The sequence below is a fragment of the Stenotrophomonas sp. YJH_SMC_46 genome (assembly GCF_059370315.1).
Window position 1 is genome coordinate 839,061 of sequence record NZ_JCAFTO010000003.1, and the last position, 20,823, is coordinate 859,883.

Sequence of the window (20,823 nt, forward strand, 5' to 3'; positions counted from 1 at the left end):
CACCGCGAGGTGGTAGGGTCGAGCATTCCTGTAGTGTCGACAAGGAGTCGAGCCATGCGTGTAGTTCCCAGTCTGTTGGCAGCCTCCCTGGGGTTGGTGCTGGTCGCGTGCCAGCCGGCCCAGGCACCCGCGGCGGGCAGCAATGACGCCCCGCCTGCCACGCCGCAGCCGAGCGCCAACACGGAAGGTGGCAGCGAGACCACCTACCAGTGTGGTGATCTGAGTGTGGGCGCGACATTCAATGGCGAGGATGCTGCCACGCTGGTGATCGGCGAGCGTAGCTTCGCCATGACCTCCGAGCGCGCGGCATCCGGCGCCAAGTACAGCGATGGTCTCGGCAACAGCTTCTGGACCAAGGGCAGCGATGATGGCCTGCTGAGCCTGAAGGGCGAACCGGATCGCGAGTGCCATGCGGTGGAAGCTACCGAAGGCGATGGCAGCGCCGGCAATGCGGCATTCCGTGCCACCGGCAATGAACCCGGCTGGCTTGCAGTCGTCGACGGCGATGCGCCGGGCCTGCAGGTGGAGGTCGATTATGGCGAGCGCCGCTTCGACGTGGCCAAACCCACCCAGGGCGCTGATGGATGGAGCGGAAAGGCGTCCGACGGCACCGACGTCAAGCTCAGCTTCCAGCGCACCACCTGCCAGGATGACATGAGCGGCGAGGCGTTCGAGGCCAAGGCGATGCTGACTGTCGGTACCCGCCAGTACCATGGCTGCGGCAACTTCGGTGCGAAACAGCCGTAACCGCTGCCACCGATGATCCGTCCGCTGCCTGCGGCGAACACGCCGCAGGCAGGAACAGGCAGCCGATCAGCGCGAGGCGCTTAGTCGGCACGGCCGGCGAATTCGCCGGTGGCGGTGTTCACCAGCACGCGTTCGCCATTGACGATGTACTCGGGCACCATGATTTCGATGCCGGTGTTGAGCTTGGCCGGCTTCGGGCGCTTGGTGGCGGTGCCACCCTTCAGTTCCGGCGGCGTCTCGATCACCTCCAGCACCACGGAGGCCGGCAGCTGGATCGCCACCGGCTGCTCGTCGATCACCTGCACGTAGATGCCGGTCAGGCCGTCGGTGATGTAACCGGCGTCGTCGCCGATCACGTCCGCATCCAGGGTGTACGGGGTGTAGTCCTCGTCATCGAGGAAGACGAAGGCATCGCCGTCCTTGTACGAATAGGTGGACTGGCGGCGCAGCAGTTCGACCTCGACCAGGTTGTCGTCGGCATCGAAGCTGGCGTCGAGCTTGTTGCCGCCCGGCACGCTGTACATGATGAAGCGGAAGCGGACGTTGCCGCCGCGACCCTGCGGCGAGCTGCGCTCGATGTCGCGGATCTGGTACACGCCGTTGTTGTACTCGACGACGTTGCCCTTCTTGATGTCGTTGGCTTTCATGGTGATCTAGGTCGTTGGGGGAGGGCGCCGTCCCGGCGCCCGGGGGGAATCACTTCGGAGCGAGGCGGGTAGCGCCGTCCAGGCGGATGGTCTCGCCGTTGAGGTAGGTGTTGCCGAGAATGAAGCCGACCAGACTGGCGAAGTCTTCCGGCTTGCCCAGGCGCGACGGGAACGGGATCGAGGCGGCCAGCGACTGCTGCACGGCTTCGGGCATGCCATCGACCATCGGCGTCCAGAACACGCCAGGAGCAATCGTATTGACGCGGATGCCGAAGCGCGACAGTTCGCGCGCCATCGGCAGCGTCATCGACACCACGCCGCCCTTGCTGGCCGCATACGCGGCCTGGCCGATCTGTCCTTCATAGGCAGCGATGCTGGCGGTGTTGATGATCACGCCGCGCTCGCCGTCTTCGCCGGCGTCGTTGTGCTGCATGCGGTTGGCCGCGGCCTTGGCGACGTTGAAGCTGCCGACCAGGTTGACCATCACCGTGCCCTGGAAGCCGGCCAGCGGCATCGGGCCTTCCTTGCCGAGCACGCGACCGGCGCCGAGGATGCCGGCGCAGTTCATCGCCACGTTCAGGCCGCCGAGGAAATCGTGGGCCTGGTCGATGGCTGCAGCCACGGCCGCCTCATCGCTGACGTTGACATTGAAATAGCGGGCCTTGTCGGCACCCAGCCCGGCAACGGCAGCTGCACCCTTGTCGTCGTTGAGGTCGAACAGAGCCACCTTGCCGCCCTGGGCGACGAGGTGCTGGGCCACGGCCAGGCCGAGGCCGGAGACGCCGCCAGTGATCACGGCACGTACGGAAGACAGCTGCATTGCACGGTCCTGCAGGTTCGAGAACCGCCGATTCTAACGGAAGCGGCGACCGTCGCCGTTGTGCGCTGCGCCGCCCGAGCGGGAGCGGCGCAGCGGGGTGCTCAGCCGGTCGCTGCGAGCGCCTGGCCGGTGCGGCTGGCGGTGGCGCGGCCGAGCAGGCCGGCCAGCCAGCGGCCGGCCTCGGCCAGTGCCGGCAGGTCCACGCCGCTCTCCAGGCCCAGGCCCCGCAGCAGGTAGACCACGTCTTCGCTGGCGACGTTGCCGCTGGCACCCTTGGCATACGGGCAGCCACCGGCCCCGGAGACGGCACTGTCGACCACGCGCACGCCTTCTTCCAGGCAGGAGGCGATGTTGGCGATGGCCTGGCCGTACGTGTCGTGGAAGTGCACGGCCAATGCTTCCATCGGAATCTCGGCCGCCACCGCCTGCAGCATCGCCCGTGCCTTGCGGGGGGTGCCGACGCCAATGGTGTCGCCCAGCGAGATTTCGTAACAGCCCATCTGGTGCAGCGCGCGCGCCACGCGCACCACGTCGGCCAGCGGCACCTCGCCCTGGTAGGGGCAACCGAGCACGGTGGAGACGTAGCCACGCACGCGCACGCCATCGGCGGCGGCGCGGCGGAGGATCGGCTCGAAGCGGGCCAGCGACTCGTCGATGCCGGCATTGGTGTTGGTTCGGTTGAACGCCTCGGACGCGGCAGTGAACACCGCCACTTCCTCCACGCCCACCGCGCGGGCGCGGTCGTAGCCCTGTTCGTTCGGCACCAGTACAGGGTAGTGGATGCCGGGGCGGCGCTGGATGCCGGCGTAGACCTCGGCGGCGTCGGCCAGCTGCGGAATCCACTTCGGGCTGACGAAGCTGGTCGCCTCGATGCTGCGCAGGCCGGTGCCGGACAGGCGGTTGATCAGTTCGATCTTGTCGGCGGTGCACACCGACTGCTTTTCGTTCTGCAGGCCGTCACGCGGGCCGACCTCGACGATGCGGACGTAGTCGCTCATGCAGCCACCTCGCCGACGGGGCGATGGCAGACCGCTTCGATGTTGTTGCCGTCCGGGTCGAGCACGAAGGCGGCGTAGTAATCCGGGTGGTACCACGGGCGCAGGCCCGGCGCGCCGTTGTCGCGGCCACCCGCGGTGAGGGCGGCGGCGTGGAAGGCGTCCACCTGCGCGCGGCTGGCGCAGGCGAAGGCCACGTGCACGCCGTGGCTGGCGGTGCCGCCATTGCCGAGCCAGAAGAACGGCTTGCCGTCGCTGCCGAAGCCGACGTGGTCGTGGTCGCCGGTCAGTTCGGCGCTCACTTCCATCACCACGCCGATCTGCAGTGGCGCCAGTGCCTGCAGGAAGAAGGCCTTGCTGCGCGCCAGGTCGGCGCTGGTCAAACCAAGATGATCGAGCATGTTCAGGCTTCCGTGACCCAATGGGGGGCGCGCTTGTCGAGGAAGGCGCCCAGGCCCTCCTGGCCCTCGGCGGACACCCGCAGGCGCGCGATCAGGGCGGCATTATCGCGATCCAGGGTGTCGCGGTCATGGCTGTCCCGGACCTGCCGCACCAGCTGCTTGGCGGTGGACGAGGCGATCGGGCCTGCCTTGTCGAGCAGGGCCAGCTGGCGTTCCAACGCCTCGTCCAGGCGCTCGGGTTCGACCAGCTGGTGGACCAGGCCGATCCGCAGTGCGGTCTCGGCATCGAAGTGCTCGCCGGTGGCGAACCATCGACGGGCCTGGCGTGGGCCGATGGCCTCGATCACATAGGGGGAGATCACCGCCGGCAGCAGGCCCAGGCGGCTTTCGGTCAGGCCGAAGCGGGCCGCGGTGCTGGCGATGGCGATGTCGCAGCAGGCGACCAGGCCGACACCGCCGCCGAAGGCCGCGCCGTGGACCCGTGCCAGGGTCGGCTTGGGCAGCTCGTCCAGGGTGCGCATCAGCCGGGCCAGGGCCAGCGAGTCCTCGCGGTTATCGGCTTCGCTGGCCGCAGCCATGCCGCGCATCCACTGCATGTCGGCGCCGGCCGAGAAGGAGGCGCCATGGCCGGCCACCACCACGGCCCGGATCGAATCGTCCCGTCCGGCGGCCTCCAGCGCGGCGGTCAGCCGGGCGATCAGGCTGGCGTCGAAGGCATTGTGCAGTTCCGGCCGGTTCAGCCAGAGGGTGATGACGGCGCCGCGGCGCTCGATCTGCAAAGCATCGTTCATGGGATTCCAGGGTCACTCCATACCTGTATGGATCATAGCGGGCCATTGGTCATGGGCCATGACGCGACGCGGGAATGTTAGAATCGAGAACCATTTACATCCAGCAGAGAACACGCTAGATGACGCTGTCCGAACTGCCGCTGCACACCTCGGCCGTGGTCGAGTCCGTGCAGGACCTGCACGCCAACGATGCCATCGCCCGTCGCCTGCGCGAGCTGGGTTTCGTCAATGGCGAGGAAGTGCGCCTGGTGGCCAAAGGTCCGGTGGGGGGCGAGCCGCTGCTGGTGCAGGTCGGGTTCACCCGGTTCGCGCTGCGGATCAGTGAGGCCAAGCGCGTCGTGGTAGACGCCAACCGCCAGGAGCGACGCGCATGAGCGCTTCCGCTGCCACCGCCCCGCTGCGCATTGCGCTGGTCGGCAACCCCAACAGCGGCAAGACCGCGCTGTTCAACCAGCTGACCGGCAGTCGGCAGAAGGTCGCCAACTACACCGGCGTCACCGTAGAGCGCAAGGAGGGCCGCCTGCGTGCGCCGTCCGGCCGTGAATTCGCGGTGCTTGATCTGCCGGGCGCCTACAGCCTGCATCCGGCCAGCCTGGACGAGGCGATCACCCGCGACCTGTGCCGGGGCTTCTACCCGGGCGAAGCCGCGCCGGACGTGCTGCTGTGCGTGATCGACGCCACCAACCTGCGCCTGCACCTGCGCTTCGCGCTGGAGCTGCGTGAGCTGGGCAAGCCGATGGTGGTCGCGCTGAACATGGTCGACGCCGCCCAACGCCGCGGCATCCAGGTGGATGTGGCCGCGCTGGAACGCGAGCTGGGCGTGCCGGTGGTGGAGACCGTGGCGGTGCGCAAGCAGGGCGCCAAGGCCCTGGTCGAGCGCCTCGATGCGATGGTGCCGCACCTGGATGCGCCGGTGCCGGGCCCGGAAGGTGGCATCGACTACCACGCCAAGGTGCGCGAGATCCTTTCGGTCGCCGTGCGCATGCCGGCGCGAACCGCGAAGATCGACGACGCGCTGGACCGCTGGCTGCTGCACCCGGTGTTCGGGCTGATCAGCCTTGCGGTGGTGATGTTCCTGATCTTCCAGGCGGTGTATGCCTGGGCGACGCCGTTGATGGATGGCATCGAGGCTGGCTTCGCCTGGCTCGGTACTCTCGTTGGCAGCGTGTTGCCGGAAGGTCCGCTGGCCAGCCTGCTGACCGACGGCATCATCGCCGGTGTCGGTGGCGTGGTCGTGTTCCTGCCGCAGATCCTGATCCTGTTCTTCTTCATCCTGGTACTGGAGGAATCCGGCTACCTGCCGCGCGCGGCGTTCCTGCTCGACCGCATGATGGCCGCTGCCGGCCTGTCTGGCCGCTCGTTCATCCCGCTGCTGTCCAGCTTCGCCTGCGCGGTGCCGGGCATCATGTCCACGCGCAGCATCCAGGACCCGCGTGACCGCCTGGCCACCATCCTGGTCGCACCGCTGATGACCTGTTCGGCGCGCCTGCCGGTGTACGCGCTGCTGATCGGTGCGTTCATTCCGCAGAAGACCGTGTGGGGCGTGTTCAACCAGCAGGGCCTGGTGCTGTTCGGCCTGTACGCCGCCGGCATCCTCAGTGCGCTGGCGATGTCGTGGATCATGAAGAAGTGGCGCCGCGACAAGAGCGAGCATCCGCTGATGCTGGAGCTTCCGTCGTACCGGCTGCCGCATGCGCGCGACCTGGCGGTGGGGCTGTACGAGCGCGGCATGATCTTCCTCAAGCGCGTCGGCGGCATCATCCTGGCGCTGACCATCCTGCTGTGGGTGCTGCTGTCGTTCCCAGCGGCGCCGGCGGGCGCGACGATGCCGGCCATCGACTATAGCTACGCCGGCCAGATCGGCCATGCGATGGCGGTGTTCTTCGCACCGCTGGGCTTCAACTGGCAGATCTGCATCGCGCTGATCCCGGGCCTGGCCGCGCGTGAGGTGGCGGTGTCGTCGCTGGCGACGGTGTATGCGCTGTCGGCGGCGGATGACGATGCGGCCAGCCAGGCACTGACCCCGTTGATCAGCGATGGCTGGTCGCTGGCCACGGCCCTGTCGCTGCTGGTCTGGTACATCTACGCACCGATGTGCATCTCGACGCTGGCCACCATCAAGCGCGAGACCAACTCGTGGAAGCAGATGGGCTTTGCCGCGTTCTACCTGTTCGCCGCAGCTTACGTGGCGGCGCTGATCACCTACCAGGTGACCAAGGCGCTGGGAGGTGGCTGATGGATACAGGGCTGCTGATCCAGTACCTGATCATCGCGGTGGCCGTGCTGGTCAGCGCCTGGGTGGTGCTGAAGAAGCAGTTCCCCGGCACGGTGCGCAAGCTGCGCGGTGCCTTGGCGCTGGCTCTGCTGAAGCCGGGCCGCGCGGCCTGGGCGCAGGCGCTGGGGCGGAAGATCGCGCCGCCTGCCAGCGGAGGTGGCGGTGCCTGTGGCGGTTGCGACAGTTGCGGGCCGACCAACAAGAAGTAGCGTCGAGCCATGCTCGACGGCGGCTGTGCGGCGGGTGCGAACTTTCGGCCTGTGGGTGCGAACCTTGGTTCGCACGCTTTCCGGGGTTCAGACCTCTTTGCGGATGATCGCGCGAAAGCGTCCCTCCTGCTGCATCCGCCGTACCGAGGCGCGATTTCCATGGGTCGCTGCGAAGCCCGCCACGTCGGCAAGGGCATTGAGCAGCAGGCGCTTCATCGCGTTGCGATCGCCAGCATCGAGCAGGTCATGAAGATCCTGCTGGGTGAAAGCCCGGCGCAGGCCTGGCGTCTCTTCGATACGCCAGTCGACATGCGGCGTGGGGATGCTGGAGCGGTACCTGAAAGCCGTTTCAAGATCGTCGGGCGTGAGGGGGTGCACGAGCAACTCTGGAAAGTAGAGTCCAGCATTCACATAGAAACCGCGGCTTTCGCTGGCGCGTTGGTGATTCACGACAAGCAGGGCGTCATCCAGCAAGCGGTAGCGGGTGGTCGTGGTCCCGGCATAGCCGGTCTTCCTGGCGCACTTGCTGAAGACGGTCGCGGATTTCATGGGCGTTGCCTGGGCCGGAAGAGGGGACCACAGCCTTGAGTGGCCGCGTTTCTGCGTCCAGTGGTAAACGCGACATCTACGGTGTCGCATGCGCTCCGCCTGGTGCAGTCAAGAGAGGCGTACCCAGGGAGGAACGAGCATCCATTGCGCGGAAGGTCACCCAGCGTCGCAGTGACGGCGCTTGCCGGAGCAGGCGTGCTGCCGCTAGCCTGCAGGCATGAACCAGACTCCCCTGCGATTGCTCATTCACGGCGCCTCCGGGCGCATGGGCCAGGCCCTGCTGCGGCTGGCCGCCGAACATCCCGAAACCCTTCAGATCGTGGCCGCAGTGGCCGGCCGTGCGCCGGCGCAGCGCGTGGTCGACGGCGTGCCGTTCTTCGGTGCCAGCGAACTGCCCGGCGCGCCGGTGTTCGACGTGGCGATCGACTTCAGCCTGCCGGAGGGTTTCGACCCGATGCTGGCGTTGTGCGTGGAACGCGGCGCGGGGCTGGTGTCGGGTACCACCGGCATCTCCGGCACGCAGCGGCAGGCGCTGGATGCAGCAGCGGCGAAGATCCCGTTGGTCTGGGCCTCCAACTTCAGCCTGGGCGTGGCGGTGCTGGACGAGTTGGTCGAGCGCGCGGCGCAGGCGTTGGCCGGCTGGGACTGTGACATCGTCGAGTCGCACCACACCCAGAAGAAGGATGCGCCGTCGGGCACCGCGCTGACCCTGGGCGCGGCAGCGCAGCGGGGTGGGGCGGAACCGCATTACGCCAGCCTGCGCGCCGGTGACATCGTCGGCGAGCACCTGGTGCAGTTCACTGGGCTGGGCGAGCGCATCGAGCTGGTGCACCGGGCCACCAACCGCGACATCTTCGCCCGCGGCGCGCTGTTCGCCGCCCGCCAGCTGCAGGGCCGGGCTCCGGGCAGCTACCGGGTGCGGGATCTACTGGACGGGCCGCGTTAACCGGTAGCGCCGGGCCGTGCCCGGCGTCGGTGTCGGTTCGCCGGGCATGGCCCGGCGCTACCAGCGGGCGCCGCATACGCCGCCGGATTGAAATGAATGCGCAATCGCCTGTTCATGAAGCGCGATAACCGCTGGCGCGAGCGCCCCGGCAGCGCTACAATTCGCACTCGCCGAATCACGAAAGCCGGACCGGTCCCAGACCGTACGTCCGCGCTTTTTTGCAACCGGATTTCCGTGAAGCGCAGGCGTGACTTCGGCAGCCCCCTCGGTAGCCAAAGTGAGATTCCCGTGACCCAAGCCGCAATCCTCGTCCTCGAAGACGGCACCGTATTCGAGGGCGAATCCGTAGGCGCGCCCGGCCTGTCCGTCGGTGAAGTGGTGTTCAACACCGCCATGACCGGCTATCAGGAAGTATTGACCGACCCGTCCTACGCCCGGCAGATGGTCACGTTGACCTATCCGCATATCGGCAACACCGGCATGACCGACCAGGACGATGAAGCGTCCAAGGTATGGTCGGCCGGTCTGATCGTGCGCGACGTCCCGCGCCGTCCCAGCAACTGGCGCAGCCAGCTGTCGCTGCAGGACTGGCTGATCCAGCGGGGCGTCGTCGCCATCGCCGGCATCGACACCCGCAAGCTGACCCGCATCCTGCGCGAGAAGGGCGCGCAGAATGGTGCGCTGATGGCCGGCGACATCGACGTGGAAAAGGCACTGGAAGCCGCCCGCAAGTTCCCGGGCCTGAAGGGCATGGATCTGGCCAAGGTCGTCACTACCGAGAAGACCTACACCTGGACCGAGGGCCAGCTGGACCTGGATGCCAATGCTTTCGTCAGCGTGCCGGCCCGGTTCAAGGTCGTGGCCTACGACTTCGGCGTGAAGACCAACATCCTGCGCATGCTGGCCGAGCGCGGCTGCGAAGTGACCGTGGTGCCGGCGCAGACCCCGGCCGCCGAAGTGCTGGCACTGAAGCCGGACGGCGTGTTCCTGTCCAATGGCCCGGGCGACCCGGAACCGTGCGACTACGCCATCGACGCGATCAAGGCCTTCATCGACGTGAAGATCCCGACCTTCGGCATCTGCCTGGGCCACCAGCTGCTCGGCCTGGCCTCTGGCGCGCAGACCATGAAGATGGGCCATGGCCACCACGGTGCCAACCACCCGGTGCAGGACCTGGACAGTGGCCGGGTGATGATCACCTCGCAGAACCACGGTTTTGCGATCGATGAAGCAACCCTGCCGCCGACCCTGCGCGTGACCCACCGTTCGCTGTTCGACGGCACCAACCAGGGCGTGGCCCGCACCGACGTGCCGGCGTTCTCGTTCCAGGGCCATCCGGAAGCATCCCCGGGCCCGCACGATGTCGGTCCGCTGTTCGACCGCTTCGTGGCGCTGATGGAGCAGGCCAAGGCGTGATCAGTACGCCGCCGGCCTGCCGGTGGCGTCGCGATGGACCGTAAACCCCGCATCGCTGCTGCCCCTGGCGCGGCGCTGCGGATCAAGATTCCTGATCGACAGCGTGCGATCACCCCCCTTGTCACGCTGTACTGACTTAGAGAAGAAAATGCCCAAGCGCACTGACCTCAAGACCATCCTCATCATCGGTGCTGGCCCGATCGTCATCGGCCAGGCCTGCGAGTTCGACTACTCCGGCGCCCAGGCCTGCAAGGCCCTGCGTGACGAGGGTTACCGCGTGGTGCTGGTCAACAGCAACCCGGCCACGATCATGACCGACCCGGAGATGGCCGACGCCGTCTACATCGAGCCGATCAACTGGCAGACGGTCGAGAAGATCATCGCCAAGGAAAAGCCCGATGCGCTGCTGCCGACCATGGGTGGCCAGACCGCGCTGAACTGCGCGCTGGACCTGGCCGACAACGGTGTGCTGGAGAAGTACAACGTCGAACTGATCGGCGCCAAGCGCGAAGCGATCCGCATGGCCGAAGACCGCGAGCTGTTCCGCGTGGCCATGGGTGAGATCGGCCTGGAATGCCCGACCGCCGCCGTCGCCCACACCCTGGACGAAGCGCTGGAGATCCAGACCCGCGTCGGCTACCCGACCATCATCCGCCCCAGCTTCACCCTGGGCGGCAGCGGTGGCGGCATTGCCTACAACCGCGAAGAGCTGGTCGAGATCGTCAGCCGCGGCCTGGAACTGTCGCCAACCACCGAGGTGCTGGTGGAAGAGTCGGTGCTGGGCTGGAAGGAGTTCGAGATGGAAGTGGTCCGCGACACTGCGGACAACTGCATCATCGTCTGCTCGATCGAAAACCTGGACCCGATGGGCGTGCACACCGGTGACTCGATCACCGTGGCGCCGGCGCAGACCCTGACCGACAAGGAGTATCAGCGCCTGCGCGATGCCTCCATCGCCGTGCTGCGCAAGATCGGCGTCGATACCGGTGGCTCGAACGTGCAGTTCGGCATCAACCCGAAGACCGGCCGCGTGGTCGTCATCGAGATGAACCCGCGCGTGTCGCGTTCCTCGGCGCTGGCGTCCAAGGCCACCGGCTTCCCGATCGCCAAGGTCGCCGCCAAGCTGGCCGTGGGTTACACCCTGGACGAACTGAAGAACGAAATCACCGGTGGCCTGACCCCGGCCTCGTTCGAGCCGTCGATCGACTACGTCGTCACCAAGATCCCGCGTTTCGCCTTCGAGAAGTTCCCGGCCGCCGACGCTCGCCTGACCACCCAGATGAAGTCGGTCGGCGAGGTGATGGCGATGGGCCGTACCTTCCAGGAGTCGGTGCAGAAGGCCCTGCGTGGCCTGGAAACCGGCAAGGTCGGCTTCGACCCGACCGGCCTGGACCTGGCCAACGAAGACGACCTGCAGACCCTGCGCCGCGAGTTGAAGGCGCCGGGCCCGGAGCGCCTGTTCTTCGTCGCCGACGCGTTCCGCGCCGGCATGAGCGTGGAAGAGATCTACGCACTGTCGTTCATCGACCACTGGTTCCTGGACCAGATCGAGGAAATCATCGCTGCAGAAGGCGAAGTCGCTGCCGGTGGCATCGACGCGCTGGACGCCGCACGCCTGCGCAAGCTGAAGCGCGCTGGCTTCTCCGATGCGCGCCTGGCGCAGCTGACCGGCACCAATGAAGCCGCCATCCGCGCGCTGCGTCGTGCGCACAAGGTGCGCCCGGTCTACAAGCGCGTGGACTCCTGCGCCGGCGAGTTCTCCACCGGTACCGCCTACCTGTACTCGACCTACGAGGACGAGTGCGAGGCCGCGCCGAGCAACCGCGACAAGATCATGATCCTGGGTGGTGGCCCGAACCGCATCGGCCAGGGCATCGAGTTCGACTACTGCTGCGTGCACGCGGCACTGGCGCTGCGCGAGGATGGCTATGAAACCATCATGGTCAACTGCAACCCGGAAACCGTGTCGACCGACTATGACACCTCCGACCGCCTGTACTTCGAACCGCTGACCCTGGAAGACGTGCTGGAAATCGTCGAACTGGAGCAGCCGAAGGGCGTGATCGTGCAGTACGGCGGCCAGACCCCGCTGAAGCTGGCGCGCGCGCTGGAGGCCAATGGCGTGCCGGTGATCGGCACCAGCCCGGACTCGATCGACCTGGCCGAAGACCGCGAGCGCTTCCAGCAGCTGGTCGACAAGCTGGGCCTGAAGCAGCCGCCGAACCGCATCGCCCGCAACGACCAGGAAGCCCTGCTGCTGGCCCGCGAGATCGGCTACCCGCTGGTGGTGCGCCCGAGCTACGTGCTGGGCGGCCGTGCGATGGAAATCGTCTACGGCGAAGCCGACCTGGCCCGCTACGTGCGCGACGCGGTGAAGGTGTCCAACGATTCGCCGGTGCTGCTGGACCGCTTCCTCGACAACGCCGTGGAGTGCGACGTCGACATCATTGCCGATGCCCAGGGCAACGTCCTGATCGGCGGCGTGATGGAGCACATCGAAGAAGCCGGCGTGCACTCGGGCGATTCCTCGTGCTCGCTGCCGCCGTACTCGCTGTCGGCTGAAACCCAGGCCGAGCTGCGCCGCCAGGTGGTGGAGCTGGCCAAGGCCCTGAACGTGGTCGGCCTGATGAACACCCAGTTCGCGATCCAGACCAGCGACGAGGGTGCCGACACCATCTACCTGCTGGAAGTGAACCCACGTGCCTCGCGCACCGTGCCGTTCGTGTCCAAGGCCACCGGCATGCCGCTGGCCAAGATCGCCGCGCGCTGCATGGCCGGCAAGAGCCTGGCCGAGCAGGGCGCGACCAAGGAAATCGTACCGGACTACTACTCGGTGAAGGAAGCGATCTTCCCGTTCGCCAAGTTCCAGGGCGTCGACCCGATCCTCGGGCCGGAGATGCGCTCCACCGGTGAGGTGATGGGCGTGGGCCGCAGCTTCAACGCCGCCTTCGCGCGTGCGCAGGAAGCCGGTGGCATCAAGGCACCGCCGGTCGGCAAGGCCTTCGTTTCGGTCCGCGATCCGGACAAGAAGCGCGTGCTGCCGGTGGCCAAGGCGCTGCTGGCGCGTGGCTACAGCCTGGTCGCGACCCGTGGCACTGCCGCGTGGCTGCAGCAGCACGGCATGGACTGCGAGATCATCAACAAGGTGGTCGAAGGCCGTCCGCACATCGTCGACTCGATCAAGAACGGCGAGATCGTCTACATCGTCAACACGACCGAAGGTCGTTCGGCGATCAACGACTCGTTCTCGATCCGTCGCGAGGCGCTGCAGCATCGCGTCACCTACTCGACCACAATTGCCGGCGCCAAGGCGCTGGTGGATTCACTGGAATTCCGCGGCACCGGCCCCGTCTGGTCGCTGCAGGAGCTGCACAAGGAGTTGAATGCATGAGAGCCCCCATCACGATGAAGGGCGCGCAGAAGCTGCGCGACGAACTGGATCACCTGAAGTCGGTCAAGCGCCCGAAGGTGATCGCCGCCATCGCCGAAGCGCGTGAGCATGGCGACCTGAAGGAGAACGCCGAGTACCACGCCGCGCGCGAGGAACAGGGCTTCATCGAAGGCCGCATCAAGCAGCTGGAAGGCGAGCTGTCGCACGCCGAGATCATCGACGTGAGCAAGCTCAACGCCGGCTCCAAGGTGGTGTTCGGCGCCAGCGTGACGCTGGCCGACGTGGAAACCGACGAAGAGAAGAAGTACCAGATCGTCGGTGACCTGGAAGCGGACATCAAGCTGGGCCTGATCGCGATTTCCTCGCCGGTGGCGCGCGCGATGATCGGCAAGCTGGAAGGTGATTCGATCGTGATCGACGCCCCGGCTGGCCAACGCGAGTACGAGATCGTCAGCGTCAGCTACGTGGACTGACACGGTGGCAACGGCGACCCTGCTGTTGCCGGCCCGCAGCCGCTTTGCCGCGGCTGCGTTGCCGGACGATGTGGCACGTGCGCTCGGCCGTGCCACGACCGTGCAGGTCGCGCCGGGCGAACGCGCGCAGCTGACGCGCCATTTTGCGGTTGCCGCGCCGCACTGGCCGGTGGCCGCGTTGACCCGCCAGCGCGACGTCGGCGATGCGGCCGGCGCCAGCTGGTTGCGTGCCGATCCGGCCTGCATGGTGCCGGACATGCATGGCGCGCGGATGATGGCCTACGGCGAAACGCTGCGGCCGACGCTGGCCGACAGCCTGGCCCTGCTGCCGGTGCTGCAGCCGTTGTTCGCCGATGCCGGATTCGTGCTCGACGCACCGGACCCGTCGCGCTGGTACCTGCGCCTGCCGATCGACCTGGCCCTGCCGGACTTCGACAGTCCGGACGAGGTGCTGGGCGATGACCTGTTCTCGCATCTGCCGGAGGGCGAGGGCGGCCGTCGCTGGCGGGCGCTGATGACCGAGGCGCAGGTGCTGCTGCACAACCATTCCTGGAACCAGCAGCGCGCCGCGCAGGGGCAACAGCCGATCAATTCGCTGTGGTTCTGGGGCGGTGGCGTGATGCCGGTGTCGGTCAGCACACCGCACGCACAGGTGCGCAGCCGCGATGCCCTGTTGCAGGGCCTGGCCCTGGCGGCTGGCGTAGCCGTCGATGGCGAGCAGGCGGTGGATGCACTGGTCGACCTGCGCCAGCTGCGTTCCCTGCAGCAGCTCGGCAACGATGCGATCCGTCCGCTGCTGGCCGCGCTGAAGCGCGGCGAGCTGCAGCGGCTGGTGCTGGATTTCGAGGACGGCCTGCAGTTCCAGCTGGATCGCGGACAGCGCTGGCAGTTTTGGAAGAAGCCGCGCCAGCTTCACGACTGATCGGGGCTCGGCCGAGCGGGGTCGGATCCGTTTTCCATCGGAAACGGCGCTGACCCCCAGGGTTTGCCGGAGTTGCCGGCCAGCGGGCGGCACTATCGCAGGTAGCGGCGCCTCAACGGACCTCGCTGACCACCGTCGGCAGTGTCCAGTGCCCACCCGCAACGCCCCGGCACTGCCCGGTGGTGAACTCGCTGCTCTTCACGAATCGCGCGCCATCCCAAGCCCAGTCGTGGCCGGAGAAGCAGTCACCGACGCCGCGCCCACGGAAGCGACCGCTCAACGTAGCGTCGTCGCGATCGAAGTCTTCTGCATCGGACGTGACGAAGCGTGCTTCGTACGGCGGCTTGTCCTGCACTACCCAGTAGCTGCTGCTGAAGTTGTAGGCACCCACGAAGCAGCTGGTGCTTGCCAGCACATGTTGGGCGTCCAGTCGCTGGATCTCGATTTCATCTGTCCCGCCATCGCTCAGGCGGCCGCACTCATCCGGCTTCGGCAGGCTGGCGATCAGCGCCTTGCGCAGGCCCGGTGCCTTGGCCAGTGCCGCGTCCGAGGCGCGCGATGCCACCAGCGTGCCGCGCACGATCACTGGCACCGGCAACGCCGCAGGCACGCTTGCTTCGGGTTTGTCGCCACGCCGTACCAGCGCACCGGGCGTTCCCAGCCGGCCCTGGGCCTCGTCCATCTTCAGCAGTACGGCTGCTGCACCGCTGTCGGAGATCGGCCAGGCCTTGCCCTTGCCGTCGATGATCTCGATGCGTGCCTGGCGCGGCAGTGCGGCGACCAGTGCATCGGTCTGTGCCTGCTGTAACAACACTTTGTCCCCGTCGCCGGTGTCGCGCACCGGGCCCAGGTCCTTGCCGTTCAGGCGCAGGCGCAGTGCCCCGGTCGGCGTCGGGCTTTCGCCATCCTCGCCATTGCGCAGCCGCGCGATCACCTTCGCACCCGGGCCGCCGGCGCGCTCAAGCATCAGGCTGAGCAGGTTGCCGGGTTGTTCCGGACTGTAGCCGGCGGCGCGGCAGGTGCGGGTGTTGTCACAGGCCAGCGACCAGTCGTTGTGTTCGAATTCGACCCCGGGCCTGGGCTCAGGCGTGGCGGAGTGGGCGGCCGGGGCCACGGTGAGTGCCATCAGCGCGGTCAGCAGGGTGCGGGTCATGGATGGAAGTCCGTTCCAGGGCAGGCAAGCATGGAAGATGCGGTCGTGAAATCCAAATGCTGCTGGCCGAAGAGCCAAGTTGCCTCGTCAGCAGCGGCAGCCGACCGGGGGAGCGGTGCAAGTTATGATGTGCGGGTCTTTCGTAACCGGCGATGCCGATGTCCCTTGCCGCCGATGCTGCGCAGCCGCCCTCTGATACACCGCTGATCCGCCGCCGCGATGCGGTCGTGCCCGGCAGCTGGCCAGAGGGCACGCTGCCATTGCTGGCCCGACTCTATGCCAGCCGTGGTGCGGGAACGCCAGAGCTGGCGCTGCCGAAACTGGGCAGCCTACACGCGCCCGAGCTGCTGACCGGTATCGATGATGCAGTGGGCCTGCTGATCGAAGCCATCGCCAACGACAAGCGCATACTGGTGGTCGGCGATTTCGATTGCGATGGCGCCACCGCCTGTGCGGTCGGCGTGCGTGGCCTGTGCATGCTCGGCGCGCAACACGTCTTCCACGCGGTGCCGAACCGCATGGTGCATGGCTATGGCCTGTCACCGTCGCTGGTGGAAGAGCTGGCCGCGCTGCAACCGGACCTGCTGGTCACGGTCGATCACGGCATCGCCTGCCATGCGGGCGTGACCGCGGCCAAGGCACGCGGCTGGCAGGTGCTGGTCACCGACCATCACCTTCCCGGGCCGCAGCTGCCGCCGGCCGATGTCATCGTCGATCCGAATCTGGACGGTGATGCGTTCCCGAGCAAATCGCTGGCAGGCGTCGGCGTGATCTTCTACGTGCTGATGGCGCTGCGCCGGCACATGCGCGAGGCAGGTGTCTTTGCGGATGGCAAGGGCCCGGACCTGACCACGCTGCTGGACCTGGTGGCGGTCGGGACCGTTGCCGACCTGGTGGCGCTGGATCCGAACAACCGGGCACTGGTCAGCGCGGGCCTGCGGCGTCTGCGCGCGGGACAGGGCTGTGTTGGCCTGCGTGCGCTGATCGAAGCCAGCGGCCGTGATGCCGCGCGGCTGACGGCCACCGACATCGGCTTCGCGCTCGGCCCGCGCCTGAATGCCGCGGGCCGGCTGGAAGACATGGCGCTGGGCATCGCGCTGCTGCTGACCGAAGACCCGCGCCAGGCGCGCGAGATCGCGCAGACGCTGGAGCAGATCAATTCGGAACGGCGCGCCGTGCAGCAGTCGATGACCGATGACGCCGAGCAGGCGTTGACCCGGGTGGTGCTGGACATGGCCGGTCAGCGACCGGTGGCGGCCTGCCTGTTCGATGCTGACTGGCATCCGGGTGTGGTCGGCCTGGTCGCATCGAAGATGAAGGATCGCCTGCATCGCCCGGTGATCGCCTTCGCCCCGGCCGAACCCGGCGCCGACACCCTGCGAGGCTCGGCGCGCTCCATTCCCGGCCTGCACATCCGTGACGCCCTGGCGCTGGTCGATGCGCGCCACCCGGGCCTGATCGAACGCTTCGGTGGCCACGCCATGGCGGCCGGCCTCAGCCTGCGGCGTGACCACGTCGATGACTTCAAGGCCGCCTTCGTCGCGGTGGTGCTGGAGATGCTCGATCCGGCGGCACTGCAGCAGCAGGTGCTCAGTGACGGCGAGCTGGCCGCGGACGAGCTGGACCATCGCCACGCCGATGCGTTGCGCCTGGCCGGGCCGTGGGGCCAGGGTTTCCCCGAGCCACTGTTCGACGGCCACTTCGAAGTGACCAACTGGCGCGTGCTGAAGGAGCGTCACCTGAAGCTGGAACTGCGCCTGCCCGGCGTACCCGGCACGATCAACGCCATCCATTTCGGTGGCTGGCACGGCAACGCGCCATCACGTCACGTCCACCTGGCCTACCGGCTGGCCTGCGATGACTACCGTGGCGGCAGCGCCATCCAGCTGATCGTGGAGCACTGCCTGCCTGCATAGAAAAAGGGGACGGAAAAAGGGGACGGAGGGGATTAAGCCGCTTTTGCCTTGTATGCCAATTGCGACTTAATCCCCTCCGTCCCCTTTTTGGGGGGGGGCGCCAACCCCATTACGGTTGCTGGTGCGTTCAACGATCCACGATCCCACTGGAGTCCGGTCATGGTCTTCGCCCGTTGCTGCACTGTGTTGTTGTTGGCCCTTGCGGCTTGGCCCGTTGGCGCACAGTCGCCGACGATCTCCCGGCCGCAGTCCGCCACGCCGCTGCTGATCGCGCCGGCGGCTGAGCAGCCGGTTCAATTACGACAAGCCCGCATCGAAGGCGAAGTGCAGGCCGGCGTCGCCCAGACCCGGATCACGCTGGAGTTCCACAACCCGAACCGGCGCGTGCTGGAGGGCGAGCTGCAGTTCCCGCTGGCCGAGGGCCAGCAGATCACCGGCTTCGCGCTGGATATCAACGGCGAGATGCGTGACGCGGTGCCGGTGCCCAAGGACCGCGGTCGCCAGGTGTTCGAGGAGATCGCCCGCCGCGGCGTCGACCCGGCCCTGCTGGAACAGACCGCCGGCAATCAGTTCCGCCTGCGCATCTACCCGCTGCCGGCCAGCGGTAGCCGGCGCGTGCAGCTGGTGATCCGCGAACCGCTGGCCTTTGCCGGCCAAGGCTGGCAGTGGACGCTGCCGCTGCAGTTCGCCGCCGGTGCAGCCTCGGTTGAACTGAAACTGCAGGCCCCCGGTACGGCCACCGCGGGTACGGCGCCCTTCCGCATCAGCGCGGGCCAGCTGCTGTGGCAGGGCAAGGGCGCGCAGTTGCCGCAGCAGCTGCAGTGGAACCTGCCGGCAGCACGTCAGGCGCAGGTGCAGGTGGCGCCCTGGCAGGATGGACACTACCTGTTGGCACAGCTGCCGGTGGCGGCCAGCAGCACGCCGCGCACGTTGCCCAGCGAGATCGGCCTGCTGTGGGACGGCTCCGGTTCGGCGGGACAGCGCGATCGCTCGCGTGAGCTTGCCCTGCTGGATCGCTACTTCGCTGCGATGGGTGACGGCACCGTGGCCTTGACCGTGCTGCGGGATCGCGCCGAGCCGGTGCGTCGATTCCGTATCCGCGCCGGCAACTGGAGCGAGCTGCGCGCAGCCCTGCAGGCCGTGCGCCCGGACGGTGCCAGCGCGCTGGCCCAGTGGCAGCCGCGATCGAGCGTGAGGGAATACCTGCTGGTCAGTGATGGCCTGCTGACCTATGGGCCGGAACAGCTGCCGGCGATGGCGCCGGATCAACGCCTGTTTGCGGTCAGCAGCGCCGGCGCGCGCACCGATGCCGTGCGACTGCGGGGTTGGAGTGAGGCGCATGGCGGCCGTTTCGTCGCGCTGGGCAAGGATGTCGACGCGGCCGCGCATGCGCTGCTGGCGTCGCCGTTGGATGTGCAGGTCGATGCAGGGCGCGGCGTGCAGGACGTGGTCATCGACCGTCGCAGTGAAGCCCAGGGTTGGCTGTGGCTGCATGCACGACTGGCAGCTGACGGCGTGCCGATGCGGGTGCGCGTGGGTGGCGGCGAATGGCAGGCGCTGCCGGCCACGCAGAAAAGCGATGACGGCGAACTGCTGGCCGGCCTGTGGGCGCAGGCGCGCCTGCACCAACTGGCCGTCGACCGCCGCGGCAACCGTGAGGCCATGCAGCGCCTGTCGCAGCAGTTTGGCCTGGTCGGGCCGGACACCTCGTTGATCGTGCTGGAGACGCTGGAGGATTACCTGCGTTATGCCATCCGTCCGTCCGGCAAGCTGCGCGCGGACTACGACGCGCGGTTCGCACGGCAGGTGACAGACCGCGCCGCTGCTGATCGCCAGCGCCTGGATGAGCTGGCGGCACGCTGGAAGGAGCGGCAGCAGTGGTGGAACCGCAGTTGGCGGAAGGGAGCGCCGCCGCACGTGAAGGGTGGGGCACTGGAAGTGGCCTCCGCGGACTACGCGATGGAATCGGCGCCGGTGGCGACGCTCGCCGCGCCGCCCCCCGCGGCACCGCCCGCCCCGGCACCGATGGCCGCCGCCGCCGAGCAGCGCATGGAAGCCAGCAGCGCGCGTGCGCGTCGCTCAGCACCTGCATCGAACATGGCCCTCGATTCAATCACGGTCACTGGTGGCCGTGTCGCTGCGCCCGCTGCCGCCAACGACGGCCAACTCGGCATCCAGCTGGCGGCCTGGCAGCCGGACTCGGCCATCGCCCGGCGCCTGCGCCAGGGCCCGCCGTCGCAACTCTACGACCGCTATCTGGCCGAGCGCGATGCCCACGCCGACAGCAGCGCCTTCTTCCTCGATGTGGCCGACCTGCTGCTGGAGCAGGGCCAGCGCGAGCTGGCACTGCGGGTGCTGTCGAACCTGGCCGAGATGGACCTGGACAACCGGCACCTGCTGCGCGTGCTTGGTTACCGGCTGATGCAGGCCGACGCGCCCGCACTGGCGGTGCCGGTGTTCGAGCAGGTGCTGGCGATGGGCCAGGAAGAGCCGCAGAGCTTCCGCGACCTGGGCCTGGCGCTGGCTGCGGCCGGCAAGCCGCAGCAGGCGCTTGCGCCGCTGTACCAGGTGGTGGTGCGGCCGTGGGACAGCCGCTTCGATGGCATCGCCCTGATCGCACTGGATGAGCTGACCAACCTGGTGGCACGCAGCACGCCGCGGCTGGATACCTCGGCCATCGACCCGCGCCTGCTGCAGGCAATGCCGCTGGACCTGCGCGTGGTGCTGTCCTGGGATGCCGACAACAGCGACATGGACCTGTGGGTGACCGACCCGAACGGCGAACGCGCGTACTACGGCAATCGCCTGACCTACCAGGGCGGGCAGATGTCGGAGGACTTCACCGGCGGCTATGGCCCCGAGCAGTTCTCGCTGCGCAACGCCAAGCCGGGCAGGTACAAGGTGGAGGCCAATTACTTCGGCAGCCGCCAGCAGCTGGTGACCGGCGCGACGACACTGATGCTGCGCCTGACCACCCACTGGGGCACGGCCAAGCAGAAGGACCAGATGGTAACGATGCGGCTGAAGGACCGTGCCGAGACTGTGCTGGTGGGCGAATTCGAGGTGCGTTGATCGCTCGGACGTCCCTGTGGAGTCGAGCTTGCTCGACTGCCTCAATGTAGAGCCGAGCCTGCGCTCGGCTCATGGCAGAAGCAGCCGAGCGTGGGCTCGG

Annotated in this window: 18 protein-coding genes; 11 read left to right on the plus strand and 7 right to left on the minus strand. The window is 67.7% G+C overall.

Annotated features, from left to right (window positions below):
- The first annotated feature begins 54 nt into the window (after nt 1–54).
- Nucleotides 55–747 carry a COG3650 family protein gene (locus tag AC5P8C_RS13440; protein ID WP_233652901.1) on the plus strand — a complete coding sequence of 231 codons (693 nt, stop codon included), beginning with the start codon at nt 55–57 and terminating at the stop codon, nt 745–747.
- Nucleotides 748–827: 80 nt separating this feature from the next.
- On the opposite strand, the gene yeiP is transcribed toward AC5P8C_RS13440, so the two are convergent.
- The 5 genes from yeiP to AC5P8C_RS13465 all read right to left on the minus strand — a co-directional run bounded on the left by yeiP (nt 828) and on the right by AC5P8C_RS13465 (nt 4,401).
- Complete coding sequence (gene yeiP, locus AC5P8C_RS13445; RefSeq protein WP_005409468.1) at nt 828–1,394, minus strand: elongation factor P-like protein YeiP; 567 nt, start codon at nt 1,392–1,394, stop codon at nt 828–830.
- 49 nt (nt 1,395–1,443) lie between these two features.
- The gene (locus tag AC5P8C_RS13450) at nt 1,444–2,214 is read right to left on the minus strand and encodes an SDR family oxidoreductase (protein WP_014646983.1); all 771 of its coding nucleotides are present in this window, start codon (nt 2,212–2,214) and stop codon (nt 1,444–1,446) included.
- Nucleotides 2,215–2,315: 101 nt separating this feature from the next.
- On the minus strand, nt 2,316–3,212 hold the full coding sequence (locus AC5P8C_RS13455) for a hydroxymethylglutaryl-CoA lyase (RefSeq protein ID WP_495218914.1): 897 nt from the start codon (nt 3,210–3,212) through the stop codon (nt 2,316–2,318).
- A complete protein-coding gene (locus AC5P8C_RS13460) occupies nt 3,209–3,610 on the minus strand; it encodes a VOC family protein (protein ID WP_019661453.1) in 402 nt (133 codons plus the stop codon). Before AC5P8C_RS13460 ends, AC5P8C_RS13455 begins: the two co-directional genes overlap by 4 nt.
- Before the next feature lie 2 nt (nt 3,611–3,612).
- Entirely contained in the window at nt 3,613–4,401 is a 789-nt protein-coding gene (locus AC5P8C_RS13465) for an enoyl-CoA hydratase-related protein (RefSeq protein ID WP_019661454.1), read from the minus strand.
- Between the two features lie 119 nt (nt 4,402–4,520).
- On the opposite strand from AC5P8C_RS13465, the gene AC5P8C_RS13470 reads away from it, so the two are divergent.
- From AC5P8C_RS13470 to AC5P8C_RS13480, 3 genes are read left to right on the plus strand one after another with little or no spacing between them, the layout of a single operon-like run.
- Nucleotides 4,521–4,775 (plus strand): FeoA family protein, encoded by a 255-nt coding sequence (locus tag AC5P8C_RS13470; protein ID WP_021204543.1) that lies wholly within the window; start codon nt 4,521–4,523, stop codon nt 4,773–4,775.
- A complete protein-coding gene (feoB, locus tag AC5P8C_RS13475; RefSeq protein WP_272774644.1) occupies nt 4,772–6,637 on the plus strand; it encodes a ferrous iron transporter B in 1,866 nt (621 codons plus the stop codon). The genes AC5P8C_RS13470 and feoB overlap by 4 nt, the downstream gene beginning before the upstream one ends.
- Nucleotides 6,637–6,885 carry a DUF6587 family protein gene (locus AC5P8C_RS13480; RefSeq protein ID WP_021204545.1) on the plus strand — a complete coding sequence of 83 codons (249 nt, stop codon included), beginning with the start codon at nt 6,637–6,639 and terminating at the stop codon, nt 6,883–6,885. The genes feoB and AC5P8C_RS13480 overlap by 1 nt, the downstream gene beginning before the upstream one ends.
- Nucleotides 6,886–6,972: 87 nt before the next feature.
- Here AC5P8C_RS13480 and AC5P8C_RS13485 read toward each other — a convergent pair whose 3' ends face one another.
- Nucleotides 6,973–7,434 carry a DUF4304 domain-containing protein gene (locus tag AC5P8C_RS13485; protein ID WP_019661458.1) on the minus strand — a complete coding sequence of 154 codons (462 nt, stop codon included), beginning with the start codon at nt 7,432–7,434 and terminating at the stop codon, nt 6,973–6,975.
- Between the two features lie 217 nt (nt 7,435–7,651).
- Between AC5P8C_RS13485 and dapB the strand changes: the two genes are divergently transcribed.
- The 5 genes from dapB (at nt 7,652) to AC5P8C_RS13510 (ending at nt 14,582) form a co-directional block, all read left to right on the plus strand.
- Complete coding sequence (dapB, locus tag AC5P8C_RS13490; protein ID WP_026347189.1) at nt 7,652–8,380, plus strand: 4-hydroxy-tetrahydrodipicolinate reductase; 729 nt, start codon at nt 7,652–7,654, stop codon at nt 8,378–8,380.
- A gap of 288 nt (nt 8,381–8,668) precedes the next feature.
- The gene (carA, locus tag AC5P8C_RS13495; protein WP_026347190.1) at nt 8,669–9,796 is read left to right on the plus strand and encodes a glutamine-hydrolyzing carbamoyl-phosphate synthase small subunit; all 1,128 of its coding nucleotides are present in this window, start codon (nt 8,669–8,671) and stop codon (nt 9,794–9,796) included.
- 148 nt (nt 9,797–9,944) lie between these two features.
- The gene (carB, locus tag AC5P8C_RS13500; protein WP_019661462.1) at nt 9,945–13,187 is read left to right on the plus strand and encodes a carbamoyl-phosphate synthase large subunit; all 3,243 of its coding nucleotides are present in this window, start codon (nt 9,945–9,947) and stop codon (nt 13,185–13,187) included.
- Between the two features lie 8 nt (nt 13,188–13,195).
- Nucleotides 13,196–13,660 carry a transcription elongation factor GreA gene (gene greA / locus AC5P8C_RS13505; protein WP_026347191.1) on the plus strand — a complete coding sequence of 155 codons (465 nt, stop codon included), beginning with the start codon at nt 13,196–13,198 and terminating at the stop codon, nt 13,658–13,660.
- Nucleotides 13,661–13,664: 4 nt separating this feature from the next.
- Nucleotides 13,665–14,582 carry a hypothetical protein gene (locus AC5P8C_RS13510; RefSeq protein ID WP_019661463.1) on the plus strand — a complete coding sequence of 306 codons (918 nt, stop codon included), beginning with the start codon at nt 13,665–13,667 and terminating at the stop codon, nt 14,580–14,582.
- Between the two features lie 112 nt (nt 14,583–14,694).
- Here AC5P8C_RS13510 and AC5P8C_RS13515 read toward each other — a convergent pair whose 3' ends face one another.
- Entirely contained in the window at nt 14,695–15,735 is a 1,041-nt protein-coding gene (locus tag AC5P8C_RS13515; RefSeq protein WP_019661464.1) for a DUF1176 domain-containing protein, read from the minus strand.
- Between the two features lie 158 nt (nt 15,736–15,893).
- Between AC5P8C_RS13515 and recJ the strand changes: the two genes are divergently transcribed.
- Together recJ and AC5P8C_RS13525 are read left to right on the plus strand one after the other, a co-directional pair.
- Nucleotides 15,894–17,651: a single-stranded-DNA-specific exonuclease RecJ gene (recJ, locus tag AC5P8C_RS13520; protein WP_026347192.1), complete on the plus strand. Its 1,758-nt coding sequence runs from the start codon at nt 15,894–15,896 to the stop codon at nt 17,649–17,651.
- Between the two features lie 159 nt (nt 17,652–17,810).
- Complete coding sequence (locus AC5P8C_RS13525) at nt 17,811–20,723, plus strand: DUF2135 domain-containing protein (protein WP_495218916.1); 2,913 nt, start codon at nt 17,811–17,813, stop codon at nt 20,721–20,723.
- Nucleotides 20,724–20,823 lie beyond the last annotated feature (100 nt).

Bases quoted from the DNA above. Each gene is read 5' to 3' on its own strand.
- feoB (WP_272774644.1), top strand. From the start codon at position 4,772: ATGAGCGCTTCCGCTGCCACCGCCCCGCTGCGCATTGCGCTGGTCGGC.
- AC5P8C_RS13450 (WP_014646983.1), bottom strand. From the start codon at position 2,214: ATGCAGCTGTCTTCCGTACGTGCCGTGATCACTGGCGGCGTCTCCGGC.
- dapB (WP_026347189.1), top strand. From the start codon at position 7,652: ATGAACCAGACTCCCCTGCGATTGCTCATTCACGGCGCCTCCGGGCGC.
- AC5P8C_RS13455 (WP_495218914.1), bottom strand. From the start codon at position 3,212: ATGAGCGACTACGTCCGCATCGTCGAGGTCGGCCCGCGTGACGGCCTG.
- recJ (WP_026347192.1), top strand. From the start codon at position 15,894: ATGTCCCTTGCCGCCGATGCTGCGCAGCCGCCCTCTGATACACCGCTG.
- AC5P8C_RS13525 (WP_495218916.1), top strand. From the start codon at position 17,811: ATGGTCTTCGCCCGTTGCTGCACTGTGTTGTTGTTGGCCCTTGCGGCT.
- AC5P8C_RS13460 (WP_019661453.1), bottom strand. From the start codon at position 3,610: ATGCTCGATCATCTTGGTTTGACCAGCGCCGACCTGGCGCGCAGCAAG.
- yeiP (WP_005409468.1), bottom strand. From the start codon at position 1,394: ATGAAAGCCAACGACATCAAGAAGGGCAACGTCGTCGAGTACAACAAC.
- AC5P8C_RS13480 (WP_021204545.1), top strand. From the start codon at position 6,637: ATGGATACAGGGCTGCTGATCCAGTACCTGATCATCGCGGTGGCCGTG.
- AC5P8C_RS13485 (WP_019661458.1), bottom strand. From the start codon at position 7,434: ATGAAATCCGCGACCGTCTTCAGCAAGTGCGCCAGGAAGACCGGCTAT.
- AC5P8C_RS13515 (WP_019661464.1), bottom strand. From the start codon at position 15,735: ATGACCCGCACCCTGCTGACCGCGCTGATGGCACTCACCGTGGCCCCG.
- carB (WP_019661462.1), top strand. From the start codon at position 9,945: ATGCCCAAGCGCACTGACCTCAAGACCATCCTCATCATCGGTGCTGGC.
- AC5P8C_RS13465 (WP_019661454.1), bottom strand. From the start codon at position 4,401: ATGAACGATGCTTTGCAGATCGAGCGCCGCGGCGCCGTCATCACCCTC.
- AC5P8C_RS13440 (WP_233652901.1), top strand. From the start codon at position 55: ATGCGTGTAGTTCCCAGTCTGTTGGCAGCCTCCCTGGGGTTGGTGCTG.
- AC5P8C_RS13470 (WP_021204543.1), top strand. From the start codon at position 4,521: ATGACGCTGTCCGAACTGCCGCTGCACACCTCGGCCGTGGTCGAGTCC.